General features: G+C 62.8%; 13 protein-coding genes and 1 pseudogene. 13 read left to right on the forward strand and 1 reads right to left on the reverse strand.

From position 1 onward, the window contains the following. Nucleotide 1 precedes the first annotated feature (1 nt). The 13 genes and pseudogenes from KIH75_RS02595 to KIH75_RS02655 all read left to right on the forward strand — a co-directional run bounded on the left by KIH75_RS02595 (nucleotide 2) and on the right by KIH75_RS02655 (nucleotide 15,078). Nucleotides 2-1,123, forward strand: a complete 1,122-nt coding sequence (locus KIH75_RS02595; protein WP_219055261.1) for a methionine ABC transporter ATP-binding protein — start codon at nucleotides 2-4, stop codon at nucleotides 1,121-1,123. Nucleotides 1,124-1,137: 14 nt separating this feature from the next. Next, nucleotides 1,138-1,818 (forward strand): methionine ABC transporter permease, encoded by a 681-nt coding sequence (locus KIH75_RS02600; RefSeq protein ID WP_219055262.1) that lies wholly within the window; start codon nucleotides 1,138-1,140, stop codon nucleotides 1,816-1,818. 123 nt (nucleotides 1,819-1,941) lie between these two features. Beyond that, nucleotides 1,942-3,090: a M20 metallopeptidase family protein gene (locus tag KIH75_RS02605; protein ID WP_219055263.1), complete on the forward strand. Its 1,149-nt coding sequence runs from the start codon at nucleotides 1,942-1,944 to the stop codon at nucleotides 3,088-3,090. Nucleotides 3,091-3,125: 35 nt separating this feature from the next. Then, nucleotides 3,126-4,823, forward strand: coding sequence for an NAD+ synthase (locus tag KIH75_RS02610; RefSeq protein ID WP_219055264.1), 1,698 nt, complete (start codon nucleotides 3,126-3,128; stop codon nucleotides 4,821-4,823). 3 nt (nucleotides 4,824-4,826) lie between these two features. Beyond that, entirely contained in the window at nucleotides 4,827-5,012 is a 186-nt protein-coding gene (locus KIH75_RS02615; RefSeq protein ID WP_219055265.1) for a hypothetical protein, read from the forward strand. Nucleotides 5,013-5,198: 186 nt separating this feature from the next. Beyond that, on the forward strand, nucleotides 5,199-7,574 hold the full coding sequence (gene pflB / locus KIH75_RS02620) for a formate C-acetyltransferase (RefSeq protein WP_219055266.1): 2,376 nt from the start codon (nucleotides 5,199-5,201) through the stop codon (nucleotides 7,572-7,574). Nucleotides 7,575-7,754: 180 nt separating this feature from the next. Continuing rightward, nucleotides 7,755-8,636, forward strand: a complete 882-nt coding sequence (gene pflA / locus KIH75_RS02625; protein ID WP_219055267.1) for a pyruvate formate-lyase-activating protein — start codon at nucleotides 7,755-7,757, stop codon at nucleotides 8,634-8,636. A gap of 279 nt (nucleotides 8,637-8,915) precedes the next feature. Beyond that, nucleotides 8,916-9,572 (forward strand): DUF3000 family protein, encoded by a 657-nt coding sequence (locus KIH75_RS02630; RefSeq protein ID WP_219055268.1) that lies wholly within the window; start codon nucleotides 8,916-8,918, stop codon nucleotides 9,570-9,572. Then, nucleotides 9,565-10,860, forward strand: a complete 1,296-nt coding sequence (locus tag KIH75_RS02635; RefSeq protein WP_420829164.1) for an HRDC domain-containing protein — start codon at nucleotides 9,565-9,567, stop codon at nucleotides 10,858-10,860. Before KIH75_RS02630 ends, KIH75_RS02635 begins: the two co-directional genes overlap by 8 nt. A 54-nt stretch (nucleotides 10,861-10,914) precedes the next feature. Further along, entirely contained in the window at nucleotides 10,915-12,282 is a 1,368-nt protein-coding gene (gene tig, locus KIH75_RS02640; protein WP_219055270.1) for a trigger factor, read from the forward strand. Nucleotides 12,283-12,581: 299 nt separating this feature from the next. Continuing rightward, a pseudogene (locus KIH75_RS02645) lies at nucleotides 12,582-13,567 on the forward strand (3-hydroxyacyl-CoA dehydrogenase family protein). Between the two features lie 103 nt (nucleotides 13,568-13,670). Then, on the forward strand, nucleotides 13,671-14,150 hold the full coding sequence (gene dtd / locus KIH75_RS02650; protein ID WP_219055271.1) for a D-aminoacyl-tRNA deacylase: 480 nt from the start codon (nucleotides 13,671-13,673) through the stop codon (nucleotides 14,148-14,150). Between the two features lie 28 nt (nucleotides 14,151-14,178). Then, nucleotides 14,179-15,078: a GNAT family N-acetyltransferase gene (locus KIH75_RS02655; protein WP_236027975.1), complete on the forward strand. Its 900-nt coding sequence runs from the start codon at nucleotides 14,179-14,181 to the stop codon at nucleotides 15,076-15,078. 20 nt (nucleotides 15,079-15,098) lie between these two features. On the opposite strand, the gene KIH75_RS02660 is transcribed toward KIH75_RS02655, so the two are convergent. Beyond that, nucleotides 15,099-15,839, reverse strand: coding sequence for a YdcF family protein (locus KIH75_RS02660; RefSeq protein WP_236027976.1), 741 nt, complete (start codon nucleotides 15,837-15,839; stop codon nucleotides 15,099-15,101). Nucleotides 15,840-16,209: the final 370 nt, after the last annotated feature.

The following is a 16,209-nucleotide window of genomic DNA, read 5'->3' on the forward strand; positions in this document are numbered from 1 at the left end:
TATGACAGAGCAAACCCCCATCATCACATTCGACCATGTGGTGAAGGAATTCAAACAGGCCGGCAAGGCCGCGAAAACCACCCGCGCGGTGGACGATGTGAGCCTGACCATCAACGCCGGCGACATCTTCGGCATCATCGGCTATTCCGGTGCCGGCAAGTCCACGCTCGTGCGCCTGATCAACGCGCTGGAACAGCCGACCTCCGGCAAGGTCACGGTGCTCGGCACCGAAGTGTCGTCGCTGAGCGAATCGAAGCTGCGCCCCATCCGTCAGAAGATCGGCATGATCTTCCAGCAGTTCAACCTGTTCTCCACGAAGACCGTGGCGCAGAACGTCGCCTACCCGCTGCAGCTGGACCATTGGCGCAAGGACTATCAGGAGCGCCGCGTCAAGCAGCTGCTGGAGTTCGTGGGCCTGAGCGAACATGCGAACAAGTACCCGTCGCAGCTGTCCGGCGGCCAGAAGCAGCGCGTCGGCATCGCCCGCGCACTGGCCACCAACCCGAAGATCCTGCTGGCCGACGAGGCCACCAGCGCACTCGACCCGGAAACCACCACCGAAGTGCTTTCGCTGCTCAAGCGCGTGAATGAGGAACTGGGCATCACCATCGTGGTGATCACGCATCAGATGAACGTGGTGCAGCAGATCGCCAACCGCGTCGCCGTCATGAGCTCCGGCAAAGTCGTGGAGCAGGGCGACGTGTACGACGTGTTCGCCGCGCCGCGCCAGCAGGTCACGAAGCGATTCATCGCCACCGCACTGCACGGCATCCCGGACGAAGCCAGGGTGGCGCGCATGCGCGAACAGTGGCCGGAACGCTTGGTCACCGTGCTGATCCGCCAGCGCGACGTGCAGGACGGCGATGCCGTCACCGCCGCCTCCGGGCAGAACGCCTCGAAGCTCATCGCCAAGCACGGCGTGGACAGCAGCCTGCTGTACGGCGGCATCGACACGGTGCGCGGATCGGCCATCGGCGCCGTCACCTACGGCTTCAAGGGTGAAAGCCTCGACGCTTTCCTGCGGGAGCTGAAGGAGAACAGCGACATCGTGGACTTCGGCACGGCCGCCGAACCGGTACCGTACGCGCAGGCCGTGGCGCGCGCCGACGGAAACAACGAGTGAGAGGAGCGGAAACAATGACGATCGAACTTGCAAGCCGCAGCGATTGGAGCGTACTGACCCCGCTGCTGCTCCAATCCGTCGCCCAGACGTTGGAGATGGTGTTCATCACGCTGGTCGTCGGCGGATTCCTCGGACTGATCCTGGGCGTGGTGCTGTACGGCACGCGACCGGGCAACCTGTTCGAGAACGCCGTGGTGTACCGCGTCCTCGACATCATCGTGAACATCATCCGACCGATCCCGTTCATCATCTTCCTCGCGGCCATGCAGCCGCTGACCATCAAGGTGGTGGGCACCTCCATCGGCACGACCGCCGCCATCTTCCCCATGGTGGTCATGTGTACCGTCGCCACTTCGCGACTCGTCGAACAAAACCTCGTCCCCGTCGACCCGGGCATCATCGAAGCCGCACGCTCCATGGGCGCATCCAAGTTCACCATCGTGCGCACCGTGCTCATCCCCGAAGCGCTGGCCCCGCTCATCCTCGCCTACGCCTTCCTGTTCATCAGCGTGCTCGACATGTCCGCCATGGCCGGCTACATCGGTGGCGGCGGTCTCGGTAACTTCGCCATCGCCTACGGCTACCAGAAGTTCGACCAGACCGTGACCTGGACCGCGGTGATCATCATGATCGTCCTCGTCCAACTCGTGCAGGGCATCGCCAATTCGGTGGCCAAGCACCTGCTCAAGCGCTGACGCGAACACGACCTTCCGGCTCCCATAACGGGGGCCGGAATGCTATCCGCCGCCATCGCGCCGCATAACCCGTCAACCACAAACCAGCACAACCGAACCACATCGGAGAAACCAGGAACCATCATGAGCGAACATATCGCAGCCACACCGGAACTCATCGCCATCCGCCACTACCTGCACGAGCATCCCGAACGCAGCTTCAAGGAAACCTCCACCACCGCCTATCTCGCCGACCAGCTGCGCGCCCACGGCATCGAAGTGCTCGACACCCCGCTGCAGACCGGACTCGTCGGCCTGATCGAAGGCGCCAAGCCCGGCCCGCGCATCGCCCTGCGCGCCGACATCGACGGCCTACCCATCCAGGAGAACACCGGACTGGAGTTCAGTTCCGTGAACGACGGCGTGATGCACGGCTGCGGGCACGACCTGCACATGAGCTTCCTGCTCGGCGCGGCGTTCTGGCTGGCCGACCACCGCGACCGCATCGCCGGGTCGATCAAGATCCTGTTCCAGCCCGCCGAGGAAACCGGGCGCGGCGCACGCCATGTGATCGCATCCGGCGTCGTCGACGACGTGGACGCCATCATCGGCACCCACAACAACCCCGATTACGCGCCCGGCCAAATCGCCGTCGGCGTCGAACCGATGATGGCCGGCTGCGTGGAATTCCACGTGAACCTGCACGCCGAAGGCACCCACGCCGGATACCCGCATATGGGCACCGGCCCGCTGGAGGCGCTCGCATCCATGATCCTGAGCCTGCAGACCATCGTGAGCCGCAACACGAGCCCGTTCCATCCGCTGGTGTTGTCCATCACCGAAGTGCACGGCGGCGACGTGTGGAACGTGGTGCCCGCCGAAGCCGGATTCATGGGCACCGTGCGTTACTTCTACAAGGAGGACGGCGAACTCGCCGAACGCCGCTTCCGCAGCCAGGTGGAATCCATTGCGGCCGGGTATGGCATCACCGCCGACATCGAATGGGACGATTTCCAGGATCCGATGGTCTCCGACCCCGATCTGGCGAAGATCGTGGCCGCGGACGTGCCGGACTACGCCGACCTCCAGCCGATCCACCCGTCCATGGCCGGCGAGGATTTCGCCGAATTCGCCAAGGTGACCCGTCCGGTGTTCGCCTTCATCGGCTCGAACGGCAAGCCCGGGCACCATGATTGGCACAGCCCCCAGTTCGTCGGCTTCGACGAGGCGCTGCAGGCAGGCGTGGAGTTCTACGTCAACGCGGCCCTGCGTCTGCTCACTGAACTCGCCTGAACCGCCGGTTTCCTCACGCAAGTAGACTTACAGGCATGACTGATATTCGCTTCGCACTCGCACAGATCGACACCTGCGTCGGCGACCTTGACGGCAACGCCGAAAAGGTCCTGCAATACGCCCGCAACGCCGCCGCCAACCACGCGAAAGTGGTGGCGTTCCCCGAAATGACGCTCACCGGTTACCCCATCGAGGATCTCGCCCTGCGCGCCACCTTCCGCACCGCCGCCTGGAACAAGGCCAACTGGCTCGCCACCGAACTCGAAGCCGACGGGCTCGGCGACCTGTTCGTCGTGGTCGGCACGGTCGGCACCGACCGTGAGCACGGCAAGCCGCTCAACCGTCTCGTCGTATTGCACGACGGCGTGGTGTGGGCCGGCTACGACAAGCATTTCCTGCCGAACTACGGCGTCTTCGACGAGTTCCGCATCTTCACCCCGGGCGAGAAGTCCGTGGTGCTCGACGTCGACGGCGTCAAGGTGGGCGTCGCGATCTGCGAGGACATCTGGCAGGACGGCGGCCCGGTCGCCGAACTCGCCGAACGCGGCATCGACGTGCTGCTGACCATCAACGGCTCGCCGTATGAGGAAGGCAAAACCGACACCCGTTTCGCGCTGGCCCGTCGCCGCGCCGCCGAAGTGAGCGCCCCGCTGATTTACGTCAACCAGGTGGGCGGTCAGGACGATCTCGTCTTCGACGGCGGCAGTTTCGTGGTCGACGCCGACGGCACGCTGCTCGAACGTTCCCCCATGTTTATGGAGGACCTGTCGTACGTCAACATCAACACGGCCGCCGACAAGCAGCTCGCCGGAAACATCGCCGCCAAGCCCGACCCGGACGAGGAGGTGTACACCGCCTGCGTGCTCGGCCTGAAGGATTACATGGCCAAGAACCATTTCACCGGCGTGACGCTCGGTCTGTCCGGCGGCATCGACTCCGCCCTGGTCGCGGCCATGGCCGCGGACGCGTGCGGCGGCTCCCACGTGCACGGCATCTCCATGCCGAGCATGTACTCCTCGGACGGTTCCAAGGATGATGCGGCCGATCTGGCCGAGAACATCGGCGCGCACTACGACGTCCAGCCCATCGAACCGCTGTTCGAGGCGTATCAGCACCAGCTGCATCTTGATGGCGTGGCCGCCGAGAACTTGCAGGCCCGCATCCGCGGTGTGATCGTCATGGCGTATTCCAACGCGAAGGGCCTGCTGGCGGTCGCCACCGGCAACAAGTCGGAGCTCGCCTGCGGCTATTCGACCATCTACGGTGACGCCGTCGGCGGCTACGCGCCGATCAAGGACCTGCTCAAGACGCGCGTGTGGGAATTGGCCCGCTGGCGTAACAAGGCCGCCGCCGAAGGCATGGGCGTGGGCGGTCTGAGGATCGTCGGCAATGAGCGGGGGAGTGCCGGCGTGCCGCTGCGCGACGGCGTGATGATCCCCGTCAGCTCGATCGAGAAGGCCCCGTCCGCGGAGCTGCGCCCCGGGCAGAAGGATTCCGATTCGCTGCCCGAATACGAGCTGCTCGACCGGGTGCTCGCCGCATACATCGAGAAGGCGCACGGCCGTGCCGACCTGCTGGCCGACGGTTTCGACGAGGCGACCGTGGACACGGTGATGCGTCTCGTGGACCGTGCCGAATGGAAGCGCCGCCAGTATCCGCTCGGTCCGAAGGTGACCGCATTGGCCTTCGGCCGCGACCGCAGGCTTCCCATCACCAGCGCGTTCAGGGAGTAAGCCATGAGCGAACGGAAATGGTATTTCAACATGGTCACCGGCGAACCCGAGCTCGGCCCGCTTTCGCCGATCGACAGGCGCATGGGGCCGTACGACAGCCGTGAGGATGCCATGAACGCATGGAAGATCGTGCGCGAACGCAACCGCCGTTGGGAGGAGCAGGATCGCCGTTGGGGCGGCTCCGACTGAGCCTCGGACCTTAAACGACAAAGGGGAAGCCGTTGTTCGGTTTCCCCTTGTTGCGTTCAACGCGACAGGCGGAAAATGTGATATAGCTCACTCTTCTTTTGCGGGGTTCACCTTTCCCCAGCCACTACACTGGTGGATAGCGCGGCATACAGGAGTGCCGCCTCTTAGCAACACCAAGGAGTGGATATGACAGCAGTTGAAGCATCTGCACCTACCCAGGAGGAGCTGAACGCAAAGGCGTGGGACGGCTTCACGGGTGGCAACTGGCAGTCGGACATCGATGTCCGTGACTTCATCCAGAAGAATTACACCCCGTACGAGGGCGACGAGACCTTCCTCGCCAACGCCACCGATAAGACCAAGCATCTGTGGAAGTACCTCGACGACAACTACCTGGCGGTCGAGCGCAAGCAGCGCGTGTACGACGTGGACACCCACACCCCGGCAGGCATCGACGCCTTCCCGGCCGGCTACATCGATTCCCCCGAAGTCGACAACGTGATCGTCGGCCTGCAGACCGATGTTCCCTGCAAGCGTGCCATGATGCCGAACGGCGGCTGGCGTATGGTCGAGCAGGCCATCCGTGAGGCCGGCAAGGAGCCCGATCCGCAGATCAAGAAGATCTTCACCAAGTACCGCAAGACCCACAACGACGGCGTCTTCGGCGTGTACACCAAGCAGATCAAGGTCGCCCGCCACAACAAGATCCTCACCGGTCTGCCGGATGCCTACGGCCGTGGCCGTATCATCGGCGATTACCGTCGTGTGGCCCTGTACGGCGTCAATGCCCTGATCAAGTTCAAGCAGCGCGACAAGGATTCCGTGCCGTACCGCAACGATTTCACCGAGCCGGAGATCGAGCACTGGATCCGCTTCCGTGAGGAGCACGACGAGCAGATCAAGGCTCTCAAGCAGCTCATCAACCTCGGCAACGAGTATGGTCTGGATCTGTCCCGCCCGGCTCAGACCGCCCAGGAAGCCGTGCAGTGGACCTACATGGGCTACCTCGCCTCCGTCAAGAGCCAGGACGGCGCCGCCATGTCCTTCGGCCGCGTCTCCGACTTCTTCGACATCTACATCGAGCGCGACATGAAGGCCGGCAAGCTCACCGAGGAAGGCGCCCAGGAGCTCATCGACAACCTGGTCATGAAGTTGCGTATCGTGCGCTTCCTGCGTACCAAGGATTACGACGCCATCTTCTCCGGCGATCCGTACTGGGCGACCTGGTCCGACGCGGGCTTCGGCGACGACGGCCGTACCCTGGTCACCAAGACCTCGTTCCGTCTGCTCAACACCCTGACCCTTGAGCACCTTGGACCTGGCCCGGAGCCGAACATCACCATCTTCTGGGATCCGAAGCTGCCGGAAGCCTACAAGCGCTTCTGCGCCAAGATCTCCATCGACACCTCCGCCATCCAGTACGAGTCCGATAAGGAGATTCGTGGCCACTGGGGCGACGACGCCGCCATCGCATGCTGCGTCTCCCCGATGCGCGTGGGCAAGCAGATGCAGTTCTTCGCCGCCCGTGTGAACTCCGCGAAGGCCCTGCTGTACGCCATCAACGGCGGTCGCGACGAAATGACCGGCATGCAGGTGATCGACAAGGGCGTGATCGATCCGATCAAGCCGGAAGCCGACGGCACTCTGGATTATGAGAAGGTCAAGGCCAACTACGAGAAGGCCCTCGAATGGCTGTCCGAAACCTATGTGATGGCGCTGAACATCATCCATTACATGCACGATAAGTACGCCTACGAGTCCATCGAGATGGCCCTGCACGACAAGGAGGTCTACCGCACCCTCGGCTGCGGCATGTCCGGCCTGTCCATCGCGGCCGACTCCCTGTCCGCCTGCAAGTACGCCAAGGTCTACCCGATCTACAACAAGGACGCCAAGACCACGCCGGGCCACGAGGACGAGTACGTCGAAGGCGCCGATGACGATCTGATCGTCGGCTACCGAACGGAAGGCGAGTTCCCGATCTACGGCAACGACGACGACCGCGCCGACGACATCGCCAAGTGGGTCGTCTCCACCGTGATGGGCCAGGTCAAGCGCCTGCCCGTCTACCGTGGCGCCGTCCCGACCCAGTCCATCCTGACCATCACCTCCAACGTGGAATACGGCAAGGCCACCGGCGCCTTCCCGTCCGGCCACAAGAAGGGCACCCCGTACGCTCCGGGCGCGAACCCGGAGAACGGCATGGACTCCCACGGCATGCTGCCGTCCATGTTCTCCGTCGGCAAGATCGACTACAACGACGCCCTTGACGGCATTTCGCTGACCAACACGATCACCCCCGACGGCCTGGGCCGCGACGAGGGCGAGCGCATCACCAACCTCGTGGGCATCCTGGACGCCGGCAACGGCCACGGCCTGTACCACGCCAACATCAACGTGCTGCGCAAGGAGCAGCTCGAGGATGCCGTCGAGCATCCGGAGAAGTACCCGCACCTGACCGTGCGCGTCTCCGGCTACGCGGTGAACTTCGTCAAGCTCACCAAGGAGCAGCAGCTCGACGTGATCAGCCGTACCTTCCATCAGGGTGCGGTGGTCGACTGATCCGGCTTGCGAGCCGGATCGGCTGAAGAGCCGATAACGCCGCATCGCGTGGCGTGAACGAAAGCGAGGGGCGGAGCTGGAACGGTTCCGCCCCTTTGCTTAACGGTGCCTAGCGGCGCCTAAGGTCGCCGGCCTTGCCGCCGGCGGCCGACCATCCAACAGATACCAAGGAGTGCAACGATGCCCGGTACCCAGCAATTCCGCAGTACCACGCGCCATATGCTTCGCGAATCGAAGGAGTACGCGTCCCAGACCCTGATGGGCGGCCTTTCCGGATTCGAATCGCCGATCGGCCTCGACAGGCGCGACAGACTGCATGCGTTGAAGACCGGCGACATCGGCTTCGTGCATTCCTGGGACATCAACACTTCCGTGGACGGCCCGGGCACGCGCATGACGGTGTTCATGAGCGGCTGCCCGCTGCGCTGCCAGTACTGCCAGAACCCCGACACGTGGAAGATGCGTGACGGCAAGCCGGTGTACTTGGAGGCGATGATTAAGAAGATCGACCGTTACGCCGACCTGTTCAAGGCGACCGGCGGCGGCATCACGTTCTCCGGCGGCGAGTCGATGATGCAGCCGGCGTTCGTGTCGCGCGTGTTCCATGCGGCCAAGGAGATGGGCGTGCATACGTGCCTTGACACTTCGGGCTTCCTGAACACGAACTATACGGATGAGATGCTCGACGACATCGACCTGTGCCTGCTGGACGTCAAATCCGGCGACGAGGAGACATACCACAAGGTGACCGGCGGCGTATTGCAGCCGACCATCGATTTCGGGCAGCGTCTCGCGAAGGCTGGCAAGAAGATCTGGGTGCGCTTCGTATTGGTGCCGGGTCTCACCTCCAGCGAGGAGAACGTGGAGAACGTGGCGAGGATCTGCGAGAGTTTCGGGGACGCGGTGGAGCATATCGACGTGTTGCCGTTCCACCAGCTTGGTCGCCCGAAGTGGCATGAGCTGCGCATCGACTACCCGTTGGAGAACCAAAAGGGGCCGAATGCCGCCATGCGTCAGCGCGTGGCCGACCAGTTCAAGGCGCACGGGTTCGTCGTGTACTGATCCGCGCCGTGATCGGCCTGTTCAGCTGGTTTTGGCTGATTCCAACTGGTTTCCGGCAAACTACTTACCGACTTGCCGCCGCGCCAGAAGCCCGAAGCGGACCGTCTTCCCCGGCCCGCTTCGGGTTCCGGGCGCGGCGGCTTTTCCTTGCCGTTCCGGCCGTGCGAGGTTTTCCGGTGTGCCACGATCGTGCCACGCTTGTGTGCCGCGCGAAACGGAAAACGACGCTACCGCGCGTCAATCCGCGGTTCAGGGCGTTTGAGCACGTAGCCTAGATACATGGCCGAGATTTTCTCTTTTCCTGAGGGGATCGCTCCACAGACGCACGATCCCGAGGCGCAGTTGCCGCCCCGACCGCGCGGCGTGCCCGATGAGGTCTGGCGTGCCGTGGAATCCGTTCGCGCCATGCGCAGGCTGCCCGGCGTACGGTACCGGGAGATCCCCGTTCCCTCCACTCTGGCCGATTACGGCATCGGCGTCGCACTCGGCATCGGGGCCGATGACGCGTATACCCGCACATTGCTCCACCTTCGTTCCGAAGAACAAGCCAGCGGCTGGATCATGTTGTTGTACAGCCGTCTCCCACGCGAGGAATGGGGAGGGCGCTGGCGATGCGTCTGCTTCGCCCGCATGCCCCTTGATTCCAGCGAGAACGACGGTCTCGCACCCTCCATGTATTGGGAGGATATGTGCGATTATCTGGGCGACGTGGAACCCGACAGCGTGGCCGGAACGGTGAGCGTCACGCAGAACACGGCGTTTGGTTCGCAGGGTGCTGATACGTTTGCAGGCTGTGAGATACGTGTCTCCTACACGCCGTCGATTCCGCCAGCACGCGGCTTCGATCCGGGCGCGTGCGTGGAGGCATGGGCCGAATTTCTGAAATCCACCGTTCGCGGTGAAGGAGAATCACGCGTTGAGCGAACTTATGCATGAGCCACGGTTGCAATCCGAACCACGCGGGGGAGTGCCCGACGTGATCGACACCCTGGAAGGCTTCCGCGACGCATGCGCCGAACTCGCCGCCGCCCAAGGGTCGCTCGCGGCTGATGCCGAACGCGCGTCCGGCTTCCGCTACGGGCATGAGGATTGGCTGGTGCAGTTCAAACGCGAAGGCGCGGGCATCTTCCTGCTCGACCCGATCGCGCTGACGCGGCAGGGTGCGGACTGGGACGAATTCAACCGTGCGGTGGGCGACGCGACATGGATCATTCATGACGCCATGATGGATCTTCCCGGCTTCGCCCAGATCGGCATGACCCCCAAGCGCCTGTTCGACACCGAACTCGCCGCACGCATGCTGGGGCTCAAACGATTCGGACTGGCCGCGGTCACCGAAAAATACCTGGGCATCACGCTCGCCAAGGAGCATTCCGCGGCCGACTGGTCATACAGACCGTTGCCGCGCGACTGGCGCAATTACGCCGCGCTCGACGTGGAACTGCTCATCGAACTCGAAACCAGGATGCGCGCCGACCTCAAAGCCGCAGGCAAGGAAGCCTGGGCCGAAGAGGAATTTCGCCACATCCTCGCCGAAGGCACGTCCGGTAAACCCCGCCATGAGCACCCGGTGCCGTGGCTGCGCGTCTCGCACATCACCTCGCTCAGAGGCGATCGCAGGGCACTCGCCGTGGCCCGGGCGCTGTGGACCAAACGCGACGAACTCGCCCGCGGCTACGACATCGCGCCCACGTTGCTGCTATCCGACCAGGCGATCATCGAAGCCTCGCTGAAAAAGCCGCGCAACGCCCGCGAATTCCGTGCCATCCGTTCCCTGAACGAACGCGTGCGCGTGCAGACCGGCGGCGAACAGGAGAAGATGTTCGAACGCTATGCGCCCATCCAGCGCGAAGTGAAGCCCTCGGTGTGGAAGCATGTGATCCAGGAGGCGCTCGCGCTGCCTGACAACGAACTGCCAGTCATGCCACCGCCCGCGCATGACAAGGACGGCGTCGAAACGAACGCGCCCAAGTCGATGCGCATCTGGTCGTCACGCCATCCGACGCGCTTGGAAGTGCTGAAAAAAGCCAGACGCGCCCTCAACCAGATCGCCGAAGACACGTCCACGCCGGCCGAAGTGCTGCTCAAACCGCAGATTCTCAAGAATCTATGCTGGACCGACGAACCGGAAAAGCGCGACGTCGCGGCGTTCCTCACCAGACAAGGCGCGCGCGAATGGCAGGTACGGCTTGTCGCAGCGTCCTTAAGCCACGCTATAGTATGAGAGTTGTGCCTAACGGCAAAAAAGAACACACACGACTTTGCAGGAGCGTTTAGCGTGAAGATCAGCGTTCGTAACCTCGAACCCACCAAGGTGAAGCTCACCATTACCGTCGACCAGGAAGAGCTCGACCCGTATCTGGAAGAAGCCCGTAAGAACATCGCCAAGCAGGTGAACATCCCCGGCTTCCGTAAGGGCCACGTCCCGGGCAAGCTCATCGACCAGCGTTTCGGCTTCGGCGCCGTCGCCGGCGAGGCCGTCAATGACGCCGTTCCGGAGCTGTACTCCAAGGCTCTGGAAGAGAAGAAGATCCGCCCGATGGCCGCCCCGGAGTTCGACGTCGTCGACATCCCGGAATCCGCCAACGACGAGAAGAAGCTGAAGTTCACCGCCACCGTCGAACGTCGTCCGGAAATCGAACTGCCGGAGACCGAAGGCATGGAGATCGCCATCGCCGCTCCGGAAATCAAGGATGAGGACGTCGACAAGCGCCTCGAGGCCCTGCGCCAGCGCTTCGGCACCCTGGTGAGCGTGGATCGCCCGGCCGCCAAGGGCGACTTCGCCAACATTGACCTGAACGCCGAGATCGACGGCGAATCCGTCGACTCCCAAGAAGGCGTGAGCTACGAGCTCGGCTCCAACACCATGCTCGACGGCCTGGATGAGGCTCTTGACGGCCTGTCCGCCGGCGAGGAGACCACCTTCGAAGGCACGCTGGAAGCCGGCGAGCACGAGGGCGAAAAGGCTCAGATCAAGGTCAAGGTCAACTCCGTCAAGGCTGAGGAACTCCCGGAGCTCGACGACGAATTCGCTCAGGAAGCCTCCGAGTTCGACACCCTGGACGAGCTCAAGGCCGACATCCGCAAGGCCGCCGCTCAGGACGCCAAGGGCCGTCAGGCCACCGAGGCCCGCGACGCCTTCATCGCCAAGCTCGAAGAGGGCCTGGAGATCCCGGTGCCGAAGGGTGTGAAGGCCGAGATGGTTGAGCAGCAGCTCAAGAACGTCACCGCCGATCCGAAGGACGCCACCAAGGAGCAGAAGGCCGAAGCCGAGGAGACCGTCGAGAAGGAACTCCGCGACCAGATGGTGCTCGACGCTCTTGCCGAGAAGCTGGACGTGCAGGTCTCCCAGGCCGACGTGTTCAACTTCCTCGCCTCCATCGCCCAGCAGTACGGCATGGATCCGAACGCTTTCATCCAGGCCATCATGCGCAACGGCCAGCTCGGCTCCGCCGTGCAGGAAGTCGCCCGCTCCAAGGGCCTGCTCGCCGGCATGCGCGCGGTGAAGTTCACCGCCGACGGCGAAGTCGTCGACCTGTCCGCCTTCCTGGGCGAGGCCGCTGAGGAGGAGGAAGAGGAGTCCGTCGAGGCTGCTTCCGCCGCCGCTGCCGTGGCCGACGAGCTGAGCGCCAAGGACGGCGAGTGAGCCGATAAGGCTTCGCCGATTCCGCCAAACCGGCAGGGTGCCTGATTGATGGTGCCCGGAATGGTTCGGCAAATCAGCGTTGAAAGGGCTGGAACCCAAGTGGTTCCGGCCCTTTTCGCGTATACGCGGTGTGTTTTCGCTATGCGGTGCGTTCTGCTGTGAGCGAATTTATGCGATGGGGTGACGGGCGGCAAGGGCGGAGCGACAGGGACGGGGCAACGGTTGTTGGCGGTTCGTCCAGTTTCGGGGTTTAGGATGACAAGCGTCAAGGAAGACCGTACAAGGATTGCGAGGTTGCAATGGCACAGACACGGAATATTCGGCGTATCGCCAACATCGGATCGGGCACCATGGGGCACGCCACGGCGCTGCAATTCGCCGTCGCGGGCTACCCGGTGAATCTCGTCGACCGCACGGAGGAACTGCTCGCCTCGGGCATGGAACGCATCCGCGCCGACGCCGAGGAATTCGAACGGGCCGGTCTGCTCGCCCACGGCGAACACGTGGATGACGTGCTTGCACGCATCAGCACCCATACCGATTACGAAACTGGTGTGGCGGACGTCGATTTCATCATCGAATCGATCGCGGAGAATCTGGAGATCAAGCAGCAGGTCTGGCATGAGATCGAACGGTTTGCGCCGGTCGACGCCATCTTCGCCACGAACACCTCCGGCCTGAGCCCGACCGCCATCCAATCCGTATTGAACCACCCGGAACGGTTCGTGGTCGCCCACTTCTGGAATCCGGCCCAGCTCATGCCGCTCGTGGAAGTGGTTCCGGGCGAGCATACCGCCGAAAGCGTGGTGGACGCGACGTTCGCGCTGATGGAGAAAATCGGCAAGAAACCGGCGAAAATCAGGAAGGAATCCTTGGGATTCGTGGGCAACCGCCTGCAACTGGCGGTGTTGCGCGAGGCGTTCAACATCATGAACGAGGGCATCGCGGACGCCGAAACCATCGACACCGTGGTGAAATACAGTCTCGGCCGCAGGTGGAACCTGGTCGGGCCAATCGCCAGTGCCGATCTGGGCGGGCTGGACGTGTTCTACAACATCAGCACCTACCTGTTCAAGGACATGGACAACGGTACGGATCCCAGTCCGTTGCTCGCCGCCAAAGTGGAGAACGGCGAACTGGGCGCGAAAACCGGCAAGGGATTCTACGAGTGGACGGGGAGAGCGGCAAGGCGGTCATCCAAGGCCGCGACGCTCACCTGCTCCGGGCGTTGGCCGAGGATGAGACCGAAAGCGAATCCGAAAGCGAATCCGAAGGCGAGGCATAGAGCCAAACCGGGCCGGAGCGCAGTGGCGCATATTAGGAGGCCGGCCGCGTAGGATGTAGACGTTCGCAACCCCGCGAACGGCAGCACATCGGAAGGAACGCGGATGAGGATCGTATTGCAGCGTGTAAGCCACGGTTCGGTGGACGTACTCGACGAGGAGACGGGCGAGCAGGACCCGACCTTCGAACCGCAATCCATCGGACCGGGCTACGTGCTGCTGGCCGGCGTGGGCGATGCGGACGGCGACGAACAGATCGCATGGCTCACCCACAAGATCGCCAACCTGCGCGTCTTCGAAGACGAGAACGGCAAGATGAACCTGTCCATCGGCGCCGTCAACGGCTCCATTCTCTCCATCTCGCAGTTCACCCTGTTCGCCGACGTGCGCAAAGGCAACCGTCCCAGCTTCGTCAAGGCAGGTGCACCCGATCATGCCAAGCAGGTGTGGCTGCGGTTCAACGAGGCTCTGCGGGCTGAAGGCTTGACCGTGAAGGAAGGGCGTTTCGGCGCACACATGCGCGTGGACATCGCCAACGACGGCCCCGTCACCATCGTGATGGATACCGACGAGCTCATGAAATGACCGGGGCGGTGCGGAAGGAATCGATGATTTGAACGGTGCGGGCGATCTGTACGGTGTGAGCGGCACTGATGGCGTGAGCGGTATTGGCGGTGTGAGTGGCATCGGTGCCGTGAGCGGCGGAAAGCGTACCCATGACGCGGGTGGGCCTGCCGCGCCCCAGACCGAATCGTTGATCATCCGCCTGATGCGGCGTGCCGACTACCGTGCGGTAGCGGAACTGATACGGCAGGCCTGGTATGCGGATAGCGATGCAGGCAACGATGTGGCCAGCGATGCGGCTGGTGAAACGGTTCGCGGCGAGTCGGCCGCGATGAGCCGCCGCCGGTCAACGCGCGGTCTTTCCGTCTCCCAACGGCTCGCCGCCATCGACACCGAGGAATGTCTTTCCCGCACCACCCACGCCGCAGTGGCCGAATACGAAGGGCACGTAGCCGGCGTGATCCTCGGCTCAATACAGGGGAGAACCGTGCCTGGCCAACGTCTGCGCCATCGCATGAGGCAGATGCGTGTGGGGTTGCCGCTCTTGGGAAGCAAGGAAGGCGTTCGCGGATTGTGCGGGCAACTCGCCTTGACGAATGCTGACGGGAAACTGCTGCGCGATGCGGGGTTGGGCAAGCGAGCTGAAGAAGTTGAAGAAGTCGGAGAAACCAAAGAAGCCAACAGGGCGGAAATCGTCCTGTTCATCGTCTCGCCCGAAATGCGCGGCCAAGGCGTGGGCCGCCGACTGTTCGACCACATGCTCGACCATTTCCGCGCAATCGGCGTGAACGGCTACTTCCTATTCACCGACAGCAGCTGCGATGTCGGCTTCTACGAGCATAACGGTTTGAAACGCAAGGCCTCGCGCACGCTCACCATGGGTGGCGGCGCGGCGGCCGGCACTCTGGAATGCTTCCTGTATGAGGGGAACATCCCGGAAAATCACTAACCGCCGAAGGCATACCGGAGCTACAGCAGATATTTGATCTCGGCGAAGAACTCACGCAGCATATTGTTCGCCAGCAGATCCTTCGGCGAACCTGCGGCGATACCCACGGCATTCGGCATACCCTCGCCGTGCGCGATCTGCAACGCGCGGAACATATGGAAGTCGTTCGTGATGACGCCGATGCTCGCATTACGCTTCCCGATCAGCTTGCTGCTGTACTCGATGTTCTGCTTGGTGGTCTCCGACTTGGACTCCTGGATGATGCGCGACTTGGCGATACCATGCTGCTCAAGATAATTCGCCATGCCCTGCGCTTCCGGGAACGGCTCGTTCGGCCCCTTGCCGCCCGACACGATGCACGTGGTGTTCGGATTCGCCTCAAGATATTCGATGGCCTTATCAAGCCGGTAACGCAACACCAGGCTCGGACGCGTCTTATGCACCTGCGCACCGAGTACGATCACATAATCCAATCCCGGTTCACCAGCGGCGCGCATGCCACTGATTACCAAACCTTCGACCGCGCCAAAACAGATAAGACCCGTGCAAAGCACCACGGCGCATACCCGGCGCACTACTTTCGGCAGTGCCTTCCACCAGCCGAACCATACTGCAAGGCCGGCAACCATGAATAGGCATGCGATGACAATCCACATCATCCAAAAACTCGTACCCGAATGCGCCGCCCACACATGCGCGCCATAGGCTGTGCTCGCCAGTGCCGCCACCATGCAGATCCCCAGTGCTACTCGTTTACCCATATTTGCTCCCTTCATGTCGCCTTATTCTACCGGGATGCGGTTGGGGGCCGATACTGACCGGGCATACTGGCTCTGGTTCTTCGCAAAAGCCCTCCTAAAAATGCTTGTTGACTTGCTTGTGGCACCGTTTGCCGATTATGGCGAGTACAAGCGTTGGAATTCCAACGCTTGCACTTCGCGTTTCGGCGGTCGAGTGCCACAAACAAGCCAACTAGCGAAAATGGACTATGCTGGCTTGGTTTGGATAACGTCCGAAATCTTGCGCACTTTCGGATTCCGGCCCTGACGCAGGAGGGCATGGCCCGCGTCCTGTGTACGATTTTCATTCGCCAAAACAAAAAACCGCGATTGGAAGCCAGGAGACGGAACC

The sequence above is a fragment of the Bifidobacterium pongonis genome, assembly GCF_019331805.1.
Lineage (GTDB): Bacteria > Actinomycetota > Actinomycetes > Actinomycetales > Bifidobacteriaceae > Bifidobacterium > Bifidobacterium pongonis.

Bases quoted from the DNA above. Each gene is read 5' to 3' on its own strand.
- KIH75_RS02595 (WP_219055261.1), top strand. From the start codon at position 2: ATGACAGAGCAAACCCCCATCATCACATTCGACCATGTGGTGAAGGAA.
- KIH75_RS02600 (WP_219055262.1), top strand. From the start codon at position 1,138: ATGACGATCGAACTTGCAAGCCGCAGCGATTGGAGCGTACTGACCCCG.
- KIH75_RS02605 (WP_219055263.1), top strand. From the start codon at position 1,942: ATGAGCGAACATATCGCAGCCACACCGGAACTCATCGCCATCCGCCAC.
- KIH75_RS02610 (WP_219055264.1), top strand. From the start codon at position 3,126: ATGACTGATATTCGCTTCGCACTCGCACAGATCGACACCTGCGTCGGC.
- KIH75_RS02615 (WP_219055265.1), top strand. From the start codon at position 4,827: ATGAGCGAACGGAAATGGTATTTCAACATGGTCACCGGCGAACCCGAG.
- pflB (WP_219055266.1), top strand. From the start codon at position 5,199: ATGACAGCAGTTGAAGCATCTGCACCTACCCAGGAGGAGCTGAACGCA.
- pflA (WP_219055267.1), top strand. From the start codon at position 7,755: ATGCCCGGTACCCAGCAATTCCGCAGTACCACGCGCCATATGCTTCGC.
- KIH75_RS02630 (WP_219055268.1), top strand. From the start codon at position 8,916: ATGGCCGAGATTTTCTCTTTTCCTGAGGGGATCGCTCCACAGACGCAC.
- KIH75_RS02635 (WP_420829164.1), top strand. From the start codon at position 9,565: ATGCATGAGCCACGGTTGCAATCCGAACCACGCGGGGGAGTGCCCGAC.
- dtd (WP_219055271.1), top strand. From the start codon at position 13,671: ATGAGGATCGTATTGCAGCGTGTAAGCCACGGTTCGGTGGACGTACTC.
- KIH75_RS02660 (WP_236027976.1), bottom strand. From the start codon at position 15,839: ATGGGTAAACGAGTAGCACTGGGGATCTGCATGGTGGCGGCACTGGCG.